The sequence below is a fragment of the Pseudomonas sp. S3_G06 genome (assembly GCF_054667565.1).
The window spans coordinates 4,184,146-4,204,187 of record NZ_CP162738.1 but is presented as its reverse complement, the minus strand read 5'-3'; the positions used below and the strand labels follow the sequence as shown (position 1 = coordinate 4,204,187).

The 20,042-nt window shown below is 60.9% G+C and carries 20 protein-coding genes; 11 read left to right on the top strand and 9 right to left on the bottom strand.

Annotated features, from left to right (window positions below):
• Positions 1-10: 10 nt before the first annotated feature.
• From AB4N47_RS18915 to tldD, 5 genes are all read left to right on the top strand, one after another.
• Positions 11-607, top strand: a complete 597-nt coding sequence (locus tag AB4N47_RS18915) for a Maf family protein (RefSeq protein ID WP_341639083.1) — start codon at positions 11-13, stop codon at positions 605-607.
• A gap of 58 nt (positions 608-665) precedes the next feature.
• Positions 666-2,123, top strand: a complete 1,458-nt coding sequence (gene rng, locus AB4N47_RS18910; RefSeq protein WP_016771696.1) for a ribonuclease G — start codon at positions 666-668, stop codon at positions 2,121-2,123.
• 75 nt (positions 2,124-2,198) lie between these two features.
• Positions 2,199-6,002, top strand: a complete 3,804-nt coding sequence (locus AB4N47_RS18905) for a YhdP family protein (RefSeq protein ID WP_341639084.1) — start codon at positions 2,199-2,201, stop codon at positions 6,000-6,002.
• A 141-nt stretch (positions 6,003-6,143) separates the two neighbouring features.
• Positions 6,144-7,004 (top strand): carbon-nitrogen hydrolase family protein, encoded by an 861-nt coding sequence (locus AB4N47_RS18900; protein WP_341639085.1) that lies wholly within the window; start codon positions 6,144-6,146, stop codon positions 7,002-7,004.
• 4 nt (positions 7,005-7,008) lie between these two features.
• Positions 7,009-8,451: a metalloprotease TldD gene (tldD, locus tag AB4N47_RS18895; protein ID WP_341639086.1), complete on the top strand. Its 1,443-nt coding sequence runs from the start codon at positions 7,009-7,011 to the stop codon at positions 8,449-8,451.
• A 51-nt stretch (positions 8,452-8,502) separates the two neighbouring features.
• Here tldD and yjgA read toward each other — a convergent pair whose 3' ends face one another.
• Positions 8,503-9,027 (bottom strand): ribosome biogenesis factor YjgA, encoded by a 525-nt coding sequence (yjgA, locus tag AB4N47_RS18890; RefSeq protein WP_016771692.1) that lies wholly within the window; start codon positions 9,025-9,027, stop codon positions 8,503-8,505.
• A 108-nt stretch (positions 9,028-9,135) separates the two neighbouring features.
• Between yjgA and pmbA the strand changes: the two genes are divergently transcribed.
• From pmbA to AB4N47_RS18860, 6 genes are all read left to right on the top strand, one after another.
• Entirely contained in the window at positions 9,136-10,482 is a 1,347-nt protein-coding gene (gene pmbA, locus AB4N47_RS18885) for a metalloprotease PmbA (RefSeq protein WP_445941216.1), read from the top strand.
• Between the two features lie 252 nt (positions 10,483-10,734).
• Complete coding sequence (locus AB4N47_RS18880; protein WP_016771690.1) at positions 10,735-11,142, top strand: hypothetical protein; 408 nt, start codon at positions 10,735-10,737, stop codon at positions 11,140-11,142.
• On the top strand, positions 11,123-12,499 hold the full coding sequence (locus tag AB4N47_RS18875) for a class II fumarate hydratase (RefSeq protein WP_460154301.1): 1,377 nt from the start codon (positions 11,123-11,125) through the stop codon (positions 12,497-12,499). Before AB4N47_RS18880 ends, AB4N47_RS18875 begins: the two co-directional genes overlap by 20 nt.
• Positions 12,500-12,526: 27 nt before the next feature.
• Complete coding sequence (locus AB4N47_RS18870; protein ID WP_341639088.1) at positions 12,527-12,967, top strand: hypothetical protein; 441 nt, start codon at positions 12,527-12,529, stop codon at positions 12,965-12,967.
• A gap of 1 nt (position 12,968) precedes the next feature.
• Positions 12,969-13,580, top strand: coding sequence for a superoxide dismutase (locus tag AB4N47_RS18865; RefSeq protein ID WP_341639089.1), 612 nt, complete (start codon positions 12,969-12,971; stop codon positions 13,578-13,580).
• Positions 13,581-13,609: 29 nt separating this feature from the next.
• Positions 13,610-14,503, top strand: a complete 894-nt coding sequence (locus tag AB4N47_RS18860) for a ZIP family metal transporter (RefSeq protein WP_341639090.1) — start codon at positions 13,610-13,612, stop codon at positions 14,501-14,503.
• 35 nt (positions 14,504-14,538) lie between these two features.
• Here the strand turns inward: AB4N47_RS18860 and AB4N47_RS18855 are convergent, their stop codons facing one another.
• The 8 genes from AB4N47_RS18855 to lptC all read right to left on the bottom strand — a co-directional run bounded on the left by AB4N47_RS18855 (position 14,539) and on the right by lptC (position 20,034).
• A complete protein-coding gene (locus tag AB4N47_RS18855) occupies positions 14,539-14,814 on the bottom strand; it encodes an HPr family phosphocarrier protein (RefSeq protein ID WP_016771685.1) in 276 nt (91 codons plus the stop codon).
• A 15-nt stretch (positions 14,815-14,829) separates the two neighbouring features.
• Entirely contained in the window at positions 14,830-15,687 is an 858-nt protein-coding gene (gene rapZ, locus AB4N47_RS18850; RefSeq protein ID WP_016771684.1) for an RNase adapter RapZ, read from the bottom strand.
• Positions 15,688-15,689: 2 nt separating this feature from the next.
• Positions 15,690-16,154, bottom strand: a complete 465-nt coding sequence (ptsN, locus tag AB4N47_RS18845; protein ID WP_341639091.1) for a PTS IIA-like nitrogen regulatory protein PtsN — start codon at positions 16,152-16,154, stop codon at positions 15,690-15,692.
• A gap of 11 nt (positions 16,155-16,165) precedes the next feature.
• A complete protein-coding gene (gene hpf / locus AB4N47_RS18840) occupies positions 16,166-16,474 on the bottom strand; it encodes a ribosome hibernation-promoting factor, HPF/YfiA family (protein ID WP_341639092.1) in 309 nt (102 codons plus the stop codon).
• 73 nt (positions 16,475-16,547) lie between these two features.
• Positions 16,548-18,038 (bottom strand): RNA polymerase factor sigma-54, encoded by a 1,491-nt coding sequence (locus tag AB4N47_RS18835; protein ID WP_341639093.1) that lies wholly within the window; start codon positions 18,036-18,038, stop codon positions 16,548-16,550.
• 166 nt (positions 18,039-18,204) lie between these two features.
• A complete protein-coding gene (gene lptB, locus AB4N47_RS18830; RefSeq protein WP_024011621.1) occupies positions 18,205-18,930 on the bottom strand; it encodes an LPS export ABC transporter ATP-binding protein in 726 nt (241 codons plus the stop codon).
• Positions 18,930-19,475 (bottom strand): lipopolysaccharide transport periplasmic protein LptA, encoded by a 546-nt coding sequence (gene lptA, locus AB4N47_RS18825; RefSeq protein WP_016771679.1) that lies wholly within the window; start codon positions 19,473-19,475, stop codon positions 18,930-18,932. The genes lptB and lptA overlap by 1 nt, the downstream gene beginning before the upstream one ends.
• Positions 19,462-20,034, bottom strand: coding sequence for an LPS export ABC transporter periplasmic protein LptC (gene lptC, locus AB4N47_RS18820; RefSeq protein WP_041477980.1), 573 nt, complete (start codon positions 20,032-20,034; stop codon positions 19,462-19,464). The genes lptA and lptC overlap by 14 nt, the downstream gene beginning before the upstream one ends.
• Positions 20,035-20,042: the final 8 nt, after the last annotated feature.

Here is a 20,042-nt window from a genome sequence, read left to right as displayed (position 1 = left end):
AGATGTTTTGATGAAACTGCTTTACCTCGCCTCCGGCTCACCGCGCCGCCGTGAATTGCTCACGCAGATCGGCGTACAGTTCTCCGCCATCAGCGCGGACATCGACGAAACCCCGCTTCCTGAAGAATCCCCTTCGGCCTATGTCGAGCGCCTCGCGCGTGGCAAGGCTGAGGCCGGGCGCCGCTCGGTCGCCTCTGACCAGCCGTTCTGCGTGCTTGGCGCCGACACCGCTGTGGTACTCGACGGCAAAATACTTGGCAAACCGGTGGACGAAGCCGACGCATGCGCCATGCTGATGATGTTGTCCGGCAGCGAACACGAAGTGCTGACCGCCATCGCCGTGCTTGAAGGTGAGCGCTGCGAGTCGCGGGTGGTGCGCAGTCGCGTGCGTTTTCGCAGCATCAGCCGCGAAGAGGCCGGCGCCTACTGGGCCAGTGGCGAACCGCGCGACAAGGCCGGCGGCTATGGCATTCAGGGCCTGGGGGCGGTGTTTGTCGCCGGGCTCGACGGCAGCTATTCGGCGGTGGTCGGCCTGCCGCTGTGCGAAACCTGCGAGGTGTTGGGCCATTTCGGCATACCCTGTTGGCAAAACCTGAACACGCCCTGAGCGTCGTACGAATCCAGATGCGGCCACTATCGTGAACATGCCTGAACGAGATCCTGCCATGAGTGAAGAGATTCTGATCAACATCACGCCGATGGAATCGCGCGTGGCGGTGGTCGAAAACGGTGTGCTGCAAGAAGTCCACGTCGAGCGCACGCAGAAACGCGGGATCGTCGGCAACATCTATAAAGGCAAGATCGTTCGTGTACTGCCGGGCATGCAGGCAGCATTTGTCGACATCGGCCTCGATCGTGCGGCTTTCATTCACGCCGCCGAAATCTCCTTGCGTGAGGGCCCGGCGGTGGAAAGCATCAGTTCGCTGGTGCACGAAGGCCAAAGTCTGGTGGTGCAAGTCACCAAAGACCCGATCGGCTCCAAAGGTGCACGCCTGACCACACAACTGTCGATTCCTTCGCGTTATCTGGTGTACATGCCGCGCACCGCCCACGTCGGCATTTCCCTGAAGATCGAAGACGAAGCCGAGCGCGAGCGTCTCAAGCAGGTGGTCAGCGATTGCGTGGCCAAAGAAGGCATCAAGGAAGCCGGCGGTTTCATTCTGCGCACAGCCGCTGAAGGCGCGGGCGCTGATGAAATCCTCATGGACATTCGCTACCTGCGGCGCCTCTGGGACCAGATCAACGAACAGATCAAGACCATCGCCGCGCCGAGCGTGATCTACGAAGACCTCGGCCTGGCCCTGCGCACCCTGCGTGACCTGGTCAATCCGAAGATCGAGAAGATCCGCATCGACTCGCGGGAAACCTTCCAGAAAACCACGCAATTCGTCGCCGAACTGATGCCGGAAATCGCTGATCGTCTGGAACACTATCCGGGTGAGCGGCCGATCTTCGATCTGTACGGTGTCGAAGACGAAATCCAGCGCGCGCTGGAGCGCAAGGTACCGCTGAAATCCGGCGGCTATCTGGTGATCGATCCGGCGGAAGCCATGACCACCATCGACGTCAACACCGGGGCGTTCGTCGGTCATCGCAACCTCGAAGAAACCATTTTCAAGACCAATCTCGAAGCGGCCACGGCGATTGCCCGGCAGATGCGCCTGCGCAACCTTGGCGGGATCATCATCATCGACTTCATCGACATGGAAGATGAAGAGCACCAGCGTCAGGTCCTGCGCACTCTGGAGAAACAGCTGGAGCGCGATCACGCCAAGACCAACATCATCGGCATCACCGAGCTGGGCCTGGTGCAGATGACTCGCAAGCGCACCCGCGAAAGCCTTGAGCAGGTACTGTGTGAACCGTGCAGCAGTTGCCAGGGACGGGGCAAACTGAAAACCGCCGAAACCATCTGTTACGAGATCTTCCGCGAGATTCTGCGCGAGGCGCGGGCCTATCAGGCCGAGGGTTACCGGGTGCTGGCCAACCAGAAGGTGGTCGATCGTCTGCTCGATGAAGAGTCCGGTAACGTCGCCGAGCTTGAAGGCTTCATCGGTCGCACCATACGCTTCCAGGTGGAAACCATGTATTCCCAGGAACAATATGACGTGGTGCTGCTCTGAAGCCCTGCATCACCACTTATTCAACGCGGCTGGCCTCAGCTTTTCGCAGTATTTTTGCCATGGGAGCCAACTGACATGGAGCGTCTGACACGCATTTTGGCCGCACTCACCCGCTGGGGGCTGGGCCTGTGCGCGTTGGTTCTGGTGTTGATGGCGTTGTACGTCAGCCTCGGCCGCGAGCTGACCCCTCTGGTGGCGGAATACCGCGCCGACATCGAAGACAAGGCCAGCGCCGCCCTCGGCATGCCTTTGCAAATCGGTGAGCTGGAAGGCAACTGGAGCGGTTTCGCGCCGATCCTGCTGGCCCATGACGTGATGGTCGGCGACGGCGCCAACGCGCTGCGCCTCGACCGCGTGCGGGTGGTGCCGGATATGTGGGGTAGCGTGTTGGCCCGCGAAGTACGCCTCGCGCATATCGAACTCAACGGTTTGAAGATCAGCCTCAAGGAAGCCGAAGACGGCACTTGGGCGCTGGAAGGCCTGCCGGTGCAGAAGGATCAACCGTTCGATCCGGCACAATTGTTCCAGCGCTCGCAGATGATCAGGCAACTGTCGGTGCTCGATAGCCAGGTGACCCTGCAACCGGTCGACCACGCGCCCATGACGCTCACCTATGTCGGTCTGAATCTGCGTACCGGCGCCAGCCGCCAGCGTCTCGACGCGCGTCTGACCTTGCCCGATGGCCAGCCTGTCGCGCTGAGCCTGCGCAGTCAGCTGCGTCCTGACCAGTGGCAGAACAGCGCCATCGAGGGTTATGCCAGCCTGCCGCAGAGCAACTGGTCGAAATGGCTGCCCGAGCGCCTGACCCAGCAATGGAATTTTTCCGAGATCAAGGCCGGCGGTGAACTCTGGGTCGATTGGGCCGAAGGCGCGTTGCAAAGCGCCGCGTTGCGCCTGAATGCGCCGCAAGTGACCGGTGCCTACGCCGAGCGCAAGCCGATCCAGATCAACAATCTGGCGCTCAACGCCTATTACCGCAACACCGCCGAGGGCGCGAAGGTCACTCTTGATTCACTGGCGATGAGCTTCGGCGACACCCGTTGGGAATCCCATGTGCAGGTGCAGCAGACTCGCGCCAGCGCCAACGCTGAAGAGCTCTGGCATTTGCAGGCCGATCGCCTCGATCTGACCCCGATCACGCCGCTGCTCAATGCGCTTGGGCCGTTACCGCAAAGCTTCGCCACTGTGGTCGAGCGTTTGAAGGTAACCGGCGGCCTGCGTAATGTGCTGCTGGACTTCCGCCCGACCGCCACCGACGGCAACAAATTCGGCTTTGCCGCCAACCTCGATAATGTCGGTTTCGATGCCTATCACGGCGCTCCAGCGGCGCGGAATGTCAGTGGCAGCCTGAGTGGCAATCTGGACGGCGGTGAGTTGCGCCTCGACAGCAAGGACTTCGTCCTGCACCTCGATCCGATTTTCGCCAAACCATGGCAATACCTGCAGGCCAATGCGCGGCTGACGTGGAAGCTCGACAAGGATGGCTTCACCCTGATTGCGCCGTACCTGAAGGTGCTGGGCGAGGAGGGCAAGATTGCCGGCGACTTCCTCATCCGCCTGCACTTCGACCATAGCCAGGAAGATTACATGGACCTGCGCGTCGGCCTGGTCGATGGCGACGGTCGCTATACCGCGAAATACCTGCCGGCGGTGTTGAGCCCGGCGCTTGATGAGTGGCTGCGCACGGCGATCCTCAAAGGCGCGGTGGACCAGGGCTTCTTCCAGTATCAGGGCTCGCTGAGCAAGAACGCCGGCGAGGCTGATCGCAGCATCAGCCTGTTCTTCAAAGTGCACGACGCCGAACTGGCCTTTCAGCCGGGCTGGCCGCACGTGAGCAAGGTCAGCGGTGACGTGTTCATCGAGGACAGCGGCGTGCGCATCTGGGCCAGCAAGGGCCAATTGCTCGATACGCAAGTCAGCGATGTCTTCGTCAATATTCCTCACGTACCGGCCGGGCAGAACTCGCATTTGTTTCTTGATGGCGCATTTGCCGGTGGCCTGGGCGACGGCTTGAAGATTCTCCAGGACGCGCCGATCGGCACTGGCGAGACCTTTGCCGGTTGGGAAGGCGCTGGTGATCTGAATGGCAAGCTCAAACTGGACATTCCGCTGGCCAAGGGCGAGCAACCGAAAATCCTCGTCGATTTCAAAACTGCCAACGCGCGGCTGAAACTGGCCGAACCGAAACTGGAACTGAGCCAGCTCAAAGGCGATTTCCGCTTCGACAGTAACAAAGGCCTCAGCGGCCAGAACATTTCTGCGCGGGCCTTCGACAAACCGGTCACTGCGCAGATATTCGCGGATGGCAGCCCCAATCAGATCAAGACTCGCGTCGCCGCATCCGGACAGGTTGAAGTGAAAAAGCTCACCGACTGGCTGGGCGTGACCCAGCCGTTGCCGGTGTCCGGGACGATTCCGTATCAGTTGCAGCTGAATCTTTCCGGGGCCGACAGCCAGTTGCTGGTCAGCTCCAGCCTCAAAGGCGTGGCAGTGGATTTGCCGGCGCCGTTCGGCATGGCCGCCGATGTCGGGCGTGACACGGTATTCCGCATGACCTTGCAAGGGCAGGAGCGGCGGTACTGGGTCAATTACGATCAACTGGCCAATTTCACTTTTGCTGCGCCGCCGAGCAATTTCGCCGATGGCCGTGGCGAACTGTTCCTCGGCGCTGGCGAAGCGGTGTTGCCGGGCGCCAAGGGCCTGCGCATTCGTGGGGTGCTGTCAGAGCTGGACGTTGCGCCGTGGCAGGATCTGGCCAACAAATACGCCGGTGGGGATCCGGGCGGCAGCGCCAAGCAACTGCTCAGCAGCGCTGACATCAAGGTCGGCAAATTGACCGCGCTCGGCACCACACTGGATCAGGCCTCGGTGCAGATCAATCGCAAGCCCGGCGCATGGAATCTCGCTCTCGATAGTCAGCAGGCCAAGGGCAGTGCCAGCCTGCCGGACGCCAAAGGCGTGCCGATTGCGGTGAATCTTCAGTACGTGAAACTGCCGGCGCCGGACCCGGCGGTGCAGGCTGACGAGAACGCGCCTGATCCATTGGCGTCGGTCGACCCGACGAAAATCCCGGCGCTGGATATCACTCTCAATCAGTTGTTCCTCGGCCCCGATCTGGTCGGTGGCTGGTCGCTGAAAGTGCGGCCGACTGCTAAAGGCATCGCCCTGAACAACCTCGACATGGGCCTCAAGGGTATCCTTCTGCAAGGCAACGGCGGCTGGGAAGGCGCGCCGGGGGCGACCAGCAGTTGGTACAAGGGCCGCATTGGCGGCAAGAATCTGGCTGACGTGCTCAAAGGCTGGGGCTTCGCGCCGAGCGTGACCAGCGAAGAATTCCACATGGATGTCGACGGCCGCTGGCCGGGCTCGCCGGCGTGGCTGGCGACCAAGCGCTTCTCCGGCACCCTCGACGCCTCGCTGAACAAGGGCCAGTTCGTTGAAGTGGAGGGCGGCGCGCAGGCGCTGCGGGTGTTCGGCCTGCTCAACTTCAACTCGATCGGCCGGCGTCTGCGTCTGGACTTCTCCGACCTGTTCGGCAAAGGCTTGAGCTACGACCGGGTCAAAGGTTTGCTGGTGGCGAACAACGGTGTCTACGTCACCCGTGAGCCGATTCGCCTGACCGGGCCTTCGAGCAATCTTGAGCTGGACGGCACGCTGGATCTGGTCGGTGACAAGGTCGATGCGAAATTGCTGGTGACACTGCCGGTGACCAACAACCTGCCGATCGCCGCGCTGCTCGTCGGCGCACCGGCGGTCGGCGGCGCGCTGTTCCTCATCGACAAGCTGATCGGCGACCGCGTGGCGCGCTTCGCCAGCGTCAAGTACACCGTCAAAGGCCCATGGAAAGAGCCGAAAATCACCTTCGACAAGCCTTTTTAACTAGCAGACACTACCCCTGTAGGAGCTGCCGAAGGCTCGGGCCGCGATCGGACGATCTTTTGATCTGGCTCTTAAAAAAATCAACAGATCGCAGCCTTCGGCAGCTGCTACACAGTCATATGCAAATCCCGAGGAGCGGCCATGTCTTTAGCGGTGATTCAAATGGTCAGCCAGAGTGACGTGCTGGCCAATCTGGCCCAAGCCCGACGCCTGCTTGAACAGGCCGCCGCCGGCGGGGCGAAACTTGCGGTGCTGCCGGAAAACTTCGCCGCCATGGGCCGTCGCGACGTCGCCGATATCGGCCGCGCCGAGGCCTTGGGCGAAGGGCCGATCCTGCCCTGGTTGAAACAGACCGCCCGCGACCTCACCTTATGGATAGTCGCCGGCACTTTGCCGTTGCCACCGTTGGGTCAACCCACGGCCAAAGCCAATGCCTGCTCGTTGTTGATCAACGAGCACGGCGAGATTGTCGCGCGCTATGACAAGCTGCATCTGTTCGATGTCGATGTCGCCGACAATCGCGGCCGGTACCGTGAATCCGATGACTATGCTTATGGCGGTAATGTAGTGGTGGCGGATACGCCGGTGGGGCGCGTCGGTCTGAGCGTGTGTTACGACTTGCGCTTCCCGGAGCTGTACAGCGAATTGCGTGCCGCCGGTGCCGAGTTGATTACCGCACCGTCGGCCTTTACGGCCGTAACCGGCGCCGCGCATTGGGATGTACTGATCCGCGCGCGGGCCATCGAAACACAGTGTTATATCCTCGCGGCCGCACAGGGCGGCAGTCATCCGGGGCCACGCGAGACCTTCGGGCATGCGGCGATTGTCGATCCGTGGGGGCGTGTGCTGGTCCAGCAGGATCAAGGCGAGGCGGTGTTGCTGGCCGCCCGCGACAGCGATGAACAAGCGTCCATCCGGGCGCGCATGCCGGTGACGCGTCATCGGCGGTTTTTCTCGCAGGGCGCCCAGCGGCCTGCTTCAGAACACGAATTTAAGGCGTAAACCTATGAGCGAGTTGTTGTCCTCAGTCAGTGATCACCTGTTGGCACCCGGCGGTGTCACGATCGAGAGCCTGCAAGGCGTGCTCGGCGATCTGGCCGGGCCGGGCATCGATGCCGCCGACCTGTATTTCCAGGGCCAGATCTCCGAGTCGTGGGCGCTGGAAGACGGCATCGTCAAGGAAGGCAGCTTCAACCTCGACCAAGGTGTCGGCGTGCGCGCGCAGTCCGGTGAGAAAACCGGTTTTGCCTACAGCAACGCGATCACCCTCGAAGCCCTCGGTGCAGCGGCCCGCGCCGCGCGTTCGATCTCACGTGCCGGGCAGAACGGCACCGTGCAGGCATTCACCAGTCAGGACGTCGCGCAACTGTACGCGCCCGATAACCCGCTGGAAGTGCTCAGCCGCGCGGAAAAAGTCGAGTTGCTCAAACGCATCGACGTCGCCACCCGCGCACTCGACCCACGGATTCAGCAGGTCAGCGTGAGCATGGCCGGGGTCTGGGAGCGAATCCTGGTGGCCTCCACCGACGGTGGCCTGGCCGCCGACGTGCGACCGCTGGTGCGCTTCAACGTTAGCGTCATTGTTGAGCAGAATGGCCGTCGCGAACGCGGCGGGCACGGCGGCGGTGGGCGTACCGATTACCGCTACTTCCTCGCCGAAGACCGCGCCATGGGTTATGCCCGCGAAGCGCTGCGCCAGGCGCTGGTGAATCTGGAAGCGATTCCGGCGCCGGCCGGTACCTTGCCGGTGGTGCTCGGTTCCGGCTGGTCCGGCGTGCTGCTGCACGAAGCGGTCGGTCACGGTCTGGAAGGCGATTTCAACCGCAAGGGCAGCTCGGCCTACAGCGGGCGCATGGGTGAAATGGTTGCCTCCAAACTTTGTACCATCGTCGATGACGGCACCTTGAGCGGCCGTCGCGGTTCGCTCAGCGTCGATGACGAAGGCACGCCGACCGAGTGCACTATGCTGATCGAAAACGGCGTACTCAAGGGCTACATGCAAGACAAGCTCAACGCGCGGCTGATGGGCGTGGCGCGCACCGGTAACGGTCGCCGCGAATCCTACGCTCACCTGCCGATGCCACGGATGACCAACACCTACATGCTCGGTGGCGAAAGTGATCCGGCGGAAATCATCGCTTCGGTGAAGAAGGGCATCTACTGCGCGAACCTCGGCGGCGGTCAGGTCGATATCACCAGCGGCAAGTTCGTATTCTCCACCAGCGAGGCTTATCTGATTGAGGACGGCAAGATCACCGCACCGGTCAAAGGCGCGACATTGATCGGCAACGGCCCCGAGGCGATGAGCCGGGTGTCGATGGTCGGTAACGATCTGGCGCTGGACAGCGGTGTGGGTACGTGCGGCAAGGATGGGCAGTCGGTGCCGGTGGGAGTCGGCCAGCCAACGCTGAAAATCGATGCGATTACCGTGGGTGGCACGGGCGCATAAGAGAGGCGGGGCTTTCGGGTGGCGCGCAGGACGGCCACCCGGTGGCGATTTTCAACGCAGGCCGCGTTGAGTCTCGTCCAGCTCCCGAATGTATTTGAAGATCTTGCGGCTCGAAGCAGGTGGTTTGTTTTGCGCAACCTCATGCTGGGCCTGACGGATCAGGGAACGCAATTGCTGGCGATCGGCGTCCGGGTACTCGATGACGAATTTCTCCAGCACGGCGTCATCGCCCGCGATCAGGCGGTCACGCCAGCGTTCCAGATTATGGAAACGCTCGTTGTACTGGCGAGTGGAGGCATCGAGTTGATCGAGCAGAGTCAGAATCGCGTCAGTGTCCTGGTCGCGCATCAGTTTGCCGATGAACTGCAAATGCCGTTTACGCGCGATGTTCGCGGTGTGCTTGGGCGCATCGGCCAATGCCCGGCGCAAAGCGTCGGTCAACGGCAGTTTGGCGACCAGATCAGGCTTGAGTGTGGTCAGGCGCTCGCCGAGGTCAACCAGCGCATGCAACTCGCGTTTGACCTGAGATTTGCTTTTTTCTCCCGTATCGAGGGAGTCGTCGTAAGAATCAACCATGGTGGCAGTCCGCAAAGAAACGCCGCCATGATAACCAGTCGGGGGCCGCTTGTCCGGCCCGGTCGCTCGATGACCCCAGCCGAAAGCAGAATTTGAGTGGAGATGAGCATGAGTGCAGTTCAAAGCGTCGGCCCGCAGGCATTGCCGGCACTGCAAGAACAGGTCGAGCAGATCATCGCCGAAGCCAAGCGCCAGGGCGCCAGCGCCTGTGAAGTCGCGGTGTCGCTGGAGCAAGGCCTGTCGACTTCGGTGCGTCAGCGCGAGGTCGAAACCGTTGAATTCAATCGTGATCAGGGTTTTGGCATTACCTTGTATGTCGGCCAGCGCAAAGGCTCGGCCAGCACCTCGGCCACCGGGCCGGAGGCGATTCGTGAAACCGTCGCTGCAGCACTCGCGATCGCCAAACACACCTCCGAGGACGAAGCCTCGGGCCTCGCCGACGCCGCACTGATGGCCAGGGGTGTGCAGGATTTCGACCTGTTCCACGAATGGGACATCACCCCGGAGCAGGCCATCGAGAAGGCTTTGCTCTGCGAGGCGGCGGCGTTCGATGCCGATGCGCGGATCAAGAACGCCGACGGCACCACCCTCAGCACCCATCAGGGCTGCCGGGTTTACGGCAACAGCCACGGTTTCATCGGCGGCTACGCGTCGACCCGGCACAGCCTGAGCTGCGTGATGATCGCCGAAGCTGACGGGCAGATGCAGCGCGATTACTGGTACGACGTCAATCGCCAGGGCAGTCTGCTCGCCGATCCGGTGAGCATCGGCCAGCGTGCCGCGCAACGTGCAGCCAGCCGTCTGGGCGCGCGGCCGGTGCCGACCTGCGAAGTGCCGGTGCTGTTTTCCGCCGAACTGGCGGGCGGTCTGTTCGGCAGCTTCCTCTCGGCCGTGTCGGGCGGCAGCCTGTATCGCAAATCGTCGTTTCTGGAAGGCACACTGGGGCAGAAGCTGTTCCCGGAATGGCTGACCATTGATGAGCGTCCGCATCTGATGCGTGCCATGGGCAGTGCTTCCTACGACGGTGATGGCCTGGCAACTTACGCGAAACCGTTCGTCGAAAAGGGCGAGTTGGTCTCGTACATCCTCGGCACCTATTCCGGGCGCAAACTGGGCATGCCGAGCACCGCCAACGCGGGCGGTGTGCACAACCTGTTCGTCACCCATGGCGACGAGGATCAGGCAGCGCTGTTGAAGCGCATGGGCCGAGGACTGCTGGTCACCGAATTGATGGGCCACGGCCTGAACATGGTCACCGGCGACTATTCGCGCGGTGCGGCGGGCTTCTGGGTGGAAAACGGCGAGATCCAGTTCGCTGTGCAGGAAGTGACCATCGCCGGCAACATGCGCGACATGTTCAAGCAGATTGTCGCGGTGGGTAATGATCTGGAGCTGCGCAGCAACATCCGCACCGGCTCGGTGTTGATCGAGCGGATGACTGTCGCCGGCAGCTAAGCCGCGAATCCGCCAACAAAAAAAGGCGCGCCATCCGTTCTGGATGGCGCGCCTTTTTTCTTCGCTTCGCACAAATCCCCTGTGGGAGCGAGCCTGCTCGCGAAAGCGGTGGATCAGTTGTAAATGTGCTGACTGACACAGCGCATTCGCAAGCAGGCTCGCTCCCACAAGTGAGCAGCGCAAACTCGAGTGCTTGTGTTGGTTATCATTATCATCTAATAATAAATCTCATCTCCGAACGAGTCCCGGATCATGAGTTCTGCCTTGCACGAGCAGCCTTACCTCGAAAGCTGGCGCTGGATGAGCCGCCAGATCCGTTGCGCGCTGGATCCTGACGAACCGCGCCTGATCGAACACTACCTCGCCGAAGGACGCTATCTGTCCTGTTGCACAGCCACTTCGCCCTGGACTGTCGCCGAAACGTCTTTCCGTCTGCTGCTCGATACCGCCACCGACATCGCGTTGCCGTGGCACTGGCGCAGCGTCTGTCTCGATCAAGCCTGGCGCCCCTTGCGTGAAATGGAGCGCCTGTCGCTATGCCAATGCCGCTTGCGGCGCTGGCAACGCTACACCTGGCAGCTCGCCACTTGCGAGTTGCAACCGTCGATTCCTCTCATTGATTTGCTGCAAGGACATTCGCATGACCAAGACACGTATTGAGCGCGACAGCATGGGCGAACTGCAGGTGCCGGTCGATGCGCTCTATGGCGCGCAGACCCAGCGCGCCGTGGACAACTTCCCGATCAGCGGCAAGCCGATGCCGACGCAGTTCATCCGCGCGCTGATCCTCGCCAAAGCCGCCGCTGCCCGGGCCAACGTTGAGCTGAACCAGATCAGCGCGGCCCAGGGCAAAGCCATCAATGATGCCGCGCAAGGTCTGCTCGAAGGCGATTTCATGCAGCATTTCCCGGTGGATATCTTCCAGACCGGGTCCGGCACCAGCTCGAACATGAACGCCAACGAAGTGATCGCGACGCTGGCCAGTCGCATGCTCGGCGAGCCGGTCAACGCCAACGATCATGTCAACTGCGGGCAAAGCAGCAACGACATCATCCCGACCACCATCCACGTCAGCGCCGCGCTGGCGCTGCATGAACAATTGCTGCCGGCGCTGTTGCATCTGGTCCAGGTCATCGAGCGCAAGGCCGAGCAAGTGCATCACCATGTGAAGACCGGGCGCACTCACCTGATGGACGCGATGCCGGTGCGCATGAGCCAGGTGCTCAACGGTTGGGCGCAGCAGCTCAAGGCCAATATCGGCCATCTGCAGGATTTGCTGCCAAGCCTGCAAGCGCTGGCGCAGGGCGGCACCGCGGTCGGTACCGGGATCAATGCGCATCCGGAGTTCGCCGCGCGATTCAGTCGGCATCTGAGCCAACTGACCGACGTGCAGTTCACCCCGGGCAAGGATCTGTTCGCGCTGATTGGCTCGCAGGACACGGCAGTCTCTGTCTCCGGCCAGCTCAAAGCTACTGCGGTGTCGCTGATGAAAATCGCCAACGACCTGCGCTGGATGAACTCAGGTCCCCTGGCCGGCCTCGGCGAAATTGAACTGCAAGCGCTGCAACCGGGTTCATCGATCATGCCCGGCAAGGTCAACCCGGTGATCCCGGAAGCCACAGCGATGGTCGCTGCGCAAGTGATCGGCAACGACTCGGTGATCACCGTCGCCGGTCAATCCGGCAACTTCGAACTGAACGTGATGCTGCCGATCATCGCGCACAACCTGCTGAGCAGCATCGAACTGCTGGCTAATTCCAGTCGCCTGCTCGGTGACAAGGCAATCGCTACTTTCAAGGTCAACGAATCGCGCTTGCAAGAAGCGTTGTCGCGCAACCCAATTCTGGTCACCGCGCTCAACCCCATCATCGGTTACCAGAAAGCCGCCGAAATCGCCAAGCAGGCCTACAAGGAAGGCCGCGCGGTGATCGACGTCGCTCTGGAACACACCGACCTGTCGCGCAGCCAGCTGGAAGAGTTGCTCAACCCCGAGAAACTCACCGCCGGCGGCGTGTAAACCCCGCAACCGCTTTGGAGGCTCACCATGGAGCACTGGAAACGCACGATCGAACGGGCCAATCGCTGCTTCATGCTGGGCGAACTGATCGACGCCCGTGAGGCTTACCTGCAAGCCCTGGCCCTGGCGCAAGTGTTGTTCGAACGCTGGGCGGATGCCGACGAAGCGGTGGCGGCCTGCGTCGTCTCTCATCACAACCTCGCCGACCTGCATTTGCGCCTGAACCAACCGGAGGAGAGCGCCGAATACCTGTGCGCTATCCATCAACGTTTGTTGCAGACCATGCAGGACGAACGCCTTCGCCCGGCGCTGCGTGAGGCGGCGTTGCGCCAGAGCAGCAAGACCTACGTCGAACTGTTGAATTTCATCAGCGAGCACGGCGAGTACCCGCGCACCCAACGCCTGCTGCATTCCGACACCGGCAATGCCCGCCGCGCCTCAACTTCTCATCAGCATGGAGTCCATTGAAATGGCTTTTACCTTGCCTGCCTTGCCTTACGCCTACGATGCCCTCGAGCCGCACATCGATGCGCAGACCATGGAGATCCATTACACCAAGCATCACCAGACCTACATCAACAACCTCAACGCCGCCGTAGAAGGCACCGAGTTTGCCGAATGGCCGGTGGAAAAACTCGTCGCCAGCGTCCAGCAACTACCGGAAAAACTTCGCGCGGCGGTGATCAATCAGGGCGGCGGTCACGCCAATCACTCGCTGTTCTGGGAAGTGATGGTGCCCAACGGAGGCGGCAAGCCCGACGGCGCGCTGGCCACGGCTATTGATGAGCAACTGGGCGGACTCGACAGCTTCAAGGAAGCCTTCACCAAAGCCGCGCTGACCCGTTTCGGCAGCGGCTGGGCCTGGCTCAGCGTGACGCCGGCGAAAAAGCTGGTTGTGGAAAGCAGCGGCAATCAGGACAGCCCGTTGATGAACGGCAATACCCCCATCCTCGGTCTCGACGTCTGGGAGCATGCCTACTACCTGCGCTACCAGAACCGTCGTCCGGAATACATCAACGCGTTCTACAACGTAATCAACTGGCCGGAAGTTGCTGCGCGCTATCAGGCCGCACTGGTTTAAGCCTTCCACAAAAACAATCAGGGCTGACTATGGGCACGGAAACACTGGCGATTGCCAGCGGACGCATGTTTCGTTACGCGGTGGGCTCGCTGTTGCTGTTGGCGGGGATGACTTTGCTGGTCGCCCACGGTTTGCAGTGGCTGAATCTGGAACCGCGGCTGTTGCGCGCCTTGCAGGGCGGTGCCATCTGCGCTTTGGGCACGGCGCTTGGCGCCGTGCCGGTGCTGGTGATCCGGCGCATGCCGCAGGCACTCAGCGACACCTTGCTGGGATTTGGCGCCGGGGTGATGCTGGCGGCGACGGCGTTTTCGCTGATCGTGCCGGGCATTGCTGCGGCGGAGAGTCTTGGTCTTACGCCGTGGGCCGCCAGTGGCCTGATCTGCTTCGGCATCCTGCTCGGCGCGTTCGGTCTGTATCTGGTGGATCGGCGCGTTTCCGGTGCCTCGCCGGAGATGCTCGTCGGCACGCTGGAGCATCCGGTGATTCCACCACGAATCTGGCTGTTCGTGTTCGCCATCATCGCGCACAACATTCCGGAAGGCATGGCGGTTGGCGTATCTGCCGGCGGCGGGATGGCGGACGCCGACAGCCTGGCGATGGGCATTGCGTTGCAGGATGTACCGGAAGGGCTGGTGATTGCGTTGGTGCTGGCCGGGGCAGGGATGTCGCGGGTCAGGGCATTTTTGATCGGCGCGGCGTCTGGGCTGGTCGAACCGGTATTTGCACTGTTATGCGCGTGGCTGGTGAGTCTGGCTCAGGTGCTGTTGCCGCTGGGGCTGGCACTGGCGGCCGGGGCGATGTTGCTGGTGGTGACCCACGAAGTGATCCCGGAATCGCGCCGTCATGGGCATGACAAGCTGGCCAGTCTGGGCCTGTTGGTCGGGTTTTGTCTGATGATGGTGATGGATACGGCGTTGGGTTGAATGAAGGCGAGGAACAGTGTGCCCCGCCTCAAGGATTATTCACCTTCGTCGAAATACCTTTCGATCAGATCGACCAATGCGTCCATGGCTTCCTGAGCCTGTTCACCTTCGGTGCTCAAATGGATCTTGGTGCCTTTGCCCGCCGCGAGCATCATCATCGCCATGATGCTCTTGCCGTCGACAGTAGTTTCAGGTGTGCGTCCCACTCGGATCGTGCAGTCTGGATACTGACCCGCTACGCCGACGAATTTGGCCGATGCCCGGGCATGCAGACCCAGTTTATTGATGATTTCGATTTCACGAGCAGGCATCGCGGTGTGGATCCTTTAGGTGAGGTCGCGGTGGCGAACCTGGACGTTCTTCAGGGTTTTCTGCAGGGCCTGACCCAAACGTTCGGTCAGGTAGACGGAGCGGTGGTGCCCGCCGGTGCAGCCGATGGCAATGGTCACGTAAGCACGGTTGCTGGCGGCGAAACGTGGCAGCCACTTGTTCAGGTAGGCGTAGATGTCCTGATACATTTCTTCGACATCCGGCTGCTGCGCCAGGTACTCGGCCACCGGTGCATCAAGGCCCGATTGCGCGCGCAGCTCCGGTTTCCAGTACGGATTGGGCAGGCAGCGCACATCGAAGACCAGATCGGCATCGACCGGCATGCCGCGCTTGAAGCCAAATGATTCAACCAGAAACGCCGTGCCGGGTTCCGGCTGATTCAGCAGGCGCAGCTTCAGGGTGTCGCGAAGCTGATAGAGGTTCAGGCTAGTAGTGTTGATTTTCAGGTCGGCCAGATCGGCGATCGGGCCGAGCAGGGCGGTTTCATCGTGAATCGCCTCGGCCAGTGAGCGATTGGCGTTGCTCAGCGGGTGACGACGACGGGTCTCGGAAAAACGCTTGAGCAGGGTTTCCTCGTCGGCGTCCAGGTACAGCACATCACACTTGATATGCTTGGCACGCACGTCTTCGAGCAATTCCGGGAAACGTGACAGATGGCTCGGCAGGTTGCGCGCATCGATCGACACGGCAACCAGCGGCTGCGCCAGTTCAGTATGGATCAGCGCCCGCTCGGCCAGTTCCGGCAGCAAGCCGGCCGGCAGGTTGTCGATGCAGTAGTAGCCGTTGTCCTCAAGGACATTCAGGGCGGTACTTTTACCCGAGCCCGAACGGCCACTGACGATGATCAAACGCATGATTAGTGCCCGTTCTGCTCGTCCAGTACAACCTGGTACAAGGCTTCGCTGCTCGCGGCGCTGCGCAGTTTTTCGCGCACTTCCTTGCGGTCGAGCATGCTGGCGATCTGGCGCAACAACTCCAGATGCGCGTCGGTTGCGGCTTCCGGGACCAGCAGCACGAACAACAGGTCCACCGGAGCGCCGTCGATGGCGTCGAAATCGATCGGGGCTTCAAGATGCAGCAGGGCACTGACTGGTGCCGTGCAGCCCTTGAGGCGGCAGTGGGGAATGGCGATGCCGTTGCCAAAACCGGTGGAGCCAAGTTTTTCACGGGCGATCAGCGCCTCGAAGACATCCTGCATCGCCAGATCCGGCACTTCGCGGTGGATCAGGTTGGCAATCTGTTCGAGGGCTTTTTTCTTGCTGCCGCCCGGCGCGTTCACTTGGGAACGGCCGGGGGTCAGGATGGTTTCAAGTCGGATCATGGATAGGGGTGTTAACGACCGGTCGCGCCCTGGAGGAGGCTCTGGGTCTTTTCCTTATGCTTTTTGAGTTGGCGATCCAGCTTGTCGGTCAGCAGATCAATCGCGGCATACATGTCTGTGTGCTCTGCGTTGGCAACTACTTCTCCGCCGGGTATATGCAGTGTGGCTTCGATCTTCTGCAGCAGTTTTTCGACGCACATCGTGACTTGCACGTTGGTGATTTTGTCGAAATGCCTCTCCAATCGGTCGAGTTTTTCCTCGATGTAGGAACGCAGAGGTTCGGTCACTTCCAGTTGGTGTCCACTGATGTTGACTTGCATACAGCTTCTCCTTCGTTGCCAGTGCATAAAGCGGCAGGCCGAAAAGCCTGCCACTGGAACGCTGTAACGTGGCTTACATCAACCGCTTGCGTTCGCTCGAAGGCGCGATTCCGAGGGATTCGCGGTACTTGGCGACGGTGCGGCGAGCCACCTGAATGCCTTGTGCCTCCAGTAAACCAGCGATCTTGCTGTCACTCAACGGCTTTTTCTGATTTTCCGCCGCGACCAGTTTCTTGATGATCGCGCGGATCGCCGTGGACGAGCATTCGCCGCCTTCGGAGGTGCTGACGTGGCTGGAGAAAAAGTATTTCAGCTCATAAATACCGCGCGGGGTATGCATGAATTTTTGTGTGGTCACCCGGGAAATCGTCGATTCGTGCATGCCGACCGCTTCGGCGATGTCATGCAATACCAAGGGCTTCATCGCTTCGTCGCCGTATTCGAGGAAACCGCGCTGATGTTCGACGATCTGCGTGGCCACTTTCATCAGGGTTTCGTTGCGGCTCTGCAGGCTCTTGATGAACCAGCGGGCTTCCTGCAACTGGTTGCGCATGAAAGTGTTGTCGGCGCTGGTGTCGGCACGTTTCACAAACCCGGCGTACTGGGCGTTGACACGCAGGCGTGGCACCGACTCCTGGTTCAGCTCGACCAGCCAGCGCTCGTTGTCCTTGCGCACGATCACATCGGGAATGACATATTCGGCTTCTGTCGACTCGATCTGCGAACCGGGACGCGGATTGAGGCTCTGCACCAGTTCGATGACCTGGCGCAGCTCGTCTTCCTTGAGCTTCATCCGGCGCATCAACTGGCTGTAATCGCGACTGCCGAGCAGGTCGATGTAATCGGCTACCAGACGCTTGGCCTCGGTCAGCCACGGCGTCTTCGCGGGCAGCTGGCGCAATTGCAGCAGCAGGCATTCGCTGAGGTTGCGGGCGCCGATCCCGGCGGGCTCGAATTGCTGGATGCGATGCAGGACGGCTTCGATCTCGTCGAGCTCGATGTCCAGTTCAGGATCGAACGCTTCAAGAATTTCTTCGAGGGTTTCGTCCAGATAGCCCTGATTGTTGATGCAGTCGATCAGGGTCACGGCGATCAGGCGATCGGTGTCGGACATCGGCGCCAGGTTCAGTTGCCAGAGCAGATGGCTCTGCAGGCTCTCGCCGGCGGACGTGCGGGTGGTGAAATCCCACTCATCGTCATCGCTGCTGGGCAGGCTGCTGGCGCTCGTCTGGTAGACGTCTTCCCAGGCGGTATCCACTGGCAGTTCGTTGGGGATGCGCTCGTTCCACTCGCCATCCTCGAGGTTGTCCACCGTCGGGGCGGTTTCGTGGTAGGAGGGTTCCTGGATTTCGGCGGGCTTCTGTTCGGCGTTGTCGGCCAGAGGATCGGCGTTGTCGAAGTCGTCGCCTTCTTCCTGGCGCTCGAGCATCGGATTGGATTCCAGAGCCTCCTGGATCTCCTGTTGCAGGTCCAGGGTCGACAATTGGAGCAGGCGGATGGCCTGTTGCAGCTGCGGTGTCATCGTCAGCTGCTGGCCCATTCTCAAGACTAGCGATGGTTTCATGGCAGGGGCTTAACACCTTATTCGCCGGCGCTTTGCGCCATCCACTACAGGGCGCCGAAGCGCCAAACTTAAGCAAATTATATGCCTGAAACTGAAGTGTTTGCCTAGAGCGCTGTAACAATTAAAGCGGATAAATGCGCCTTGAATCGATACAGCGCTGTCGCGCTTACAGGCGGAACTCGTGACCCAGATACACTTCCTTGACCAGATCGTTGGCCAGGATGGTCTCGGCATCACCTTCGGCGATCAGTTGACCGTCATTGACGATGTAAGCGGTTTCGCAGATATCCAGGGTCTCACGGACGTTGTGGTCGGTGATCAGTACACCGATGCCCTTGGCCTTGAGGTGGTGAATGATCTGCTTGATGTCGCCGACCGAGATCGGGTCGACACCGGCGAACGGTTCGTCGAGCAGGATGAACTTGGGTGCAGTGGCCAGGGCGCGAGCGATTTCCACCCGGCGGCGCTCACCACCGGACAGGCTCATGCCTAGGTTGTCGCGGATGTGGCTGATGTGGAATTCCTGCAGCAGGCTTTCCAGCTCCTTGCGCCGACCGGCCTTGTCCAGCTCCGGGCGAGTCTCGAGGATCGCCATGATGTTGTCGGCAACCGACAGTTTGCGGAAGATCGACGCTTCTTGCGGCAGATAGCCGATACCGGCCTTGGCGCGGCCGTGCATCGGCTGGTGGCTGACGTCCAGGTCATCGATCAGCACACGGCCCTGATCCGCCTGCACCAGGCCGACGATCATGTAGAAGCACGTCGTTTTACCGGCGCCGTTCGGGCCGAGCAAGCCGACGATCTGCCCGCTGTCGATCGACAGACTGACGTCACGCACGACCTGGCGGCTTTTATAGGCCTTGGCCAGGTGCTGAGCTTTCAGAGTTGCCATTACTGGGATTTCTCTTCGGTTTTCTTCTTCGGCTGGATCACCATGTCGATGCGCGGACGCGATTCGGTGACCTTGCTGCCCGTGGCGCGACCGGCGCTGGCCAGTTTCTTCACGGTGTCGTAGACGATTTTTTCGCCTTGGGTGACGTTGTTATCCTTGTCGATAACCTTGGCCTTGTCGATCAGCACCACCCGATTCTGCTGGGCGTGGTATTGAATCGTCACGCCGTAGCCCTTGACCGGGTTGGCGTCGCCCTGTGTCTGCAACTGCTCGAAGTAAGCCAGGTTGCCTACCGAGGTCACCACGTCGATGTCGCCATTGGGCGCGCGCGTCATGGTCACGGTGTTGCCTTTAACGATCATCGAGCCCTGGGTAATGATCACGTCACCTTTATAGGTGGCGATGCCATTCTTGTCGTCCAGTTGGGCGTCGTCGGCCTGAATGCGGATAGGCTGCTGCTGATCGTTCGGCAGGGACCAGGCGCTCGCGCTTCCCAGTGCTGCGCCCAGACTGAGCAAAATAGGGAGGGTTTTAACGAGCCTCATACTGTCCTCTTACGTTCGATTGCAGGTGTATCCTGCTGTCCTTCAGGTACGCTTTCATTCCGACGCCAGTCGATACGCCGCCAGCGCCCTCGATTCTAACGGGTTGCGCAGTCTGCGCATATTCCTGCTGCGGGAACACGGTCATGCGGGTGCTGGTGATCAGGGTGCCGCGCTGTTTCTCGTCGGTGCGCTGTACGCGTACCGAATCGATCAATTCCACTTCGGTGCCGCCCGAGTTCACTTCGCCGCGTTCGCTGGTCACGTGCCACGGGAAGTCGGTGCCGCGATACATGTTCAAATCAGGCTTGGTCACCAGCGTGATATCAGTGGCCTTGACGTGTTCGGCCTTGTCGGAGGTCATCTCATACTGCACCTTGCCGTCGGGCAGGTACTGAATGGTGTGCGTGTTGGTCGCGTACCAGTCGATCGGATTCTCGGCGGCCGAGACCGGCGGCTTGTCGAGGAAGCGTTCCGGGCTGATGTTCCAGTAGCCGACCGCAGCGAAAATCGCCGCGATGCAGCCGAACAGCAGGAAGTTGCGAAACTTTTTGCTAAACATGGTCAGGC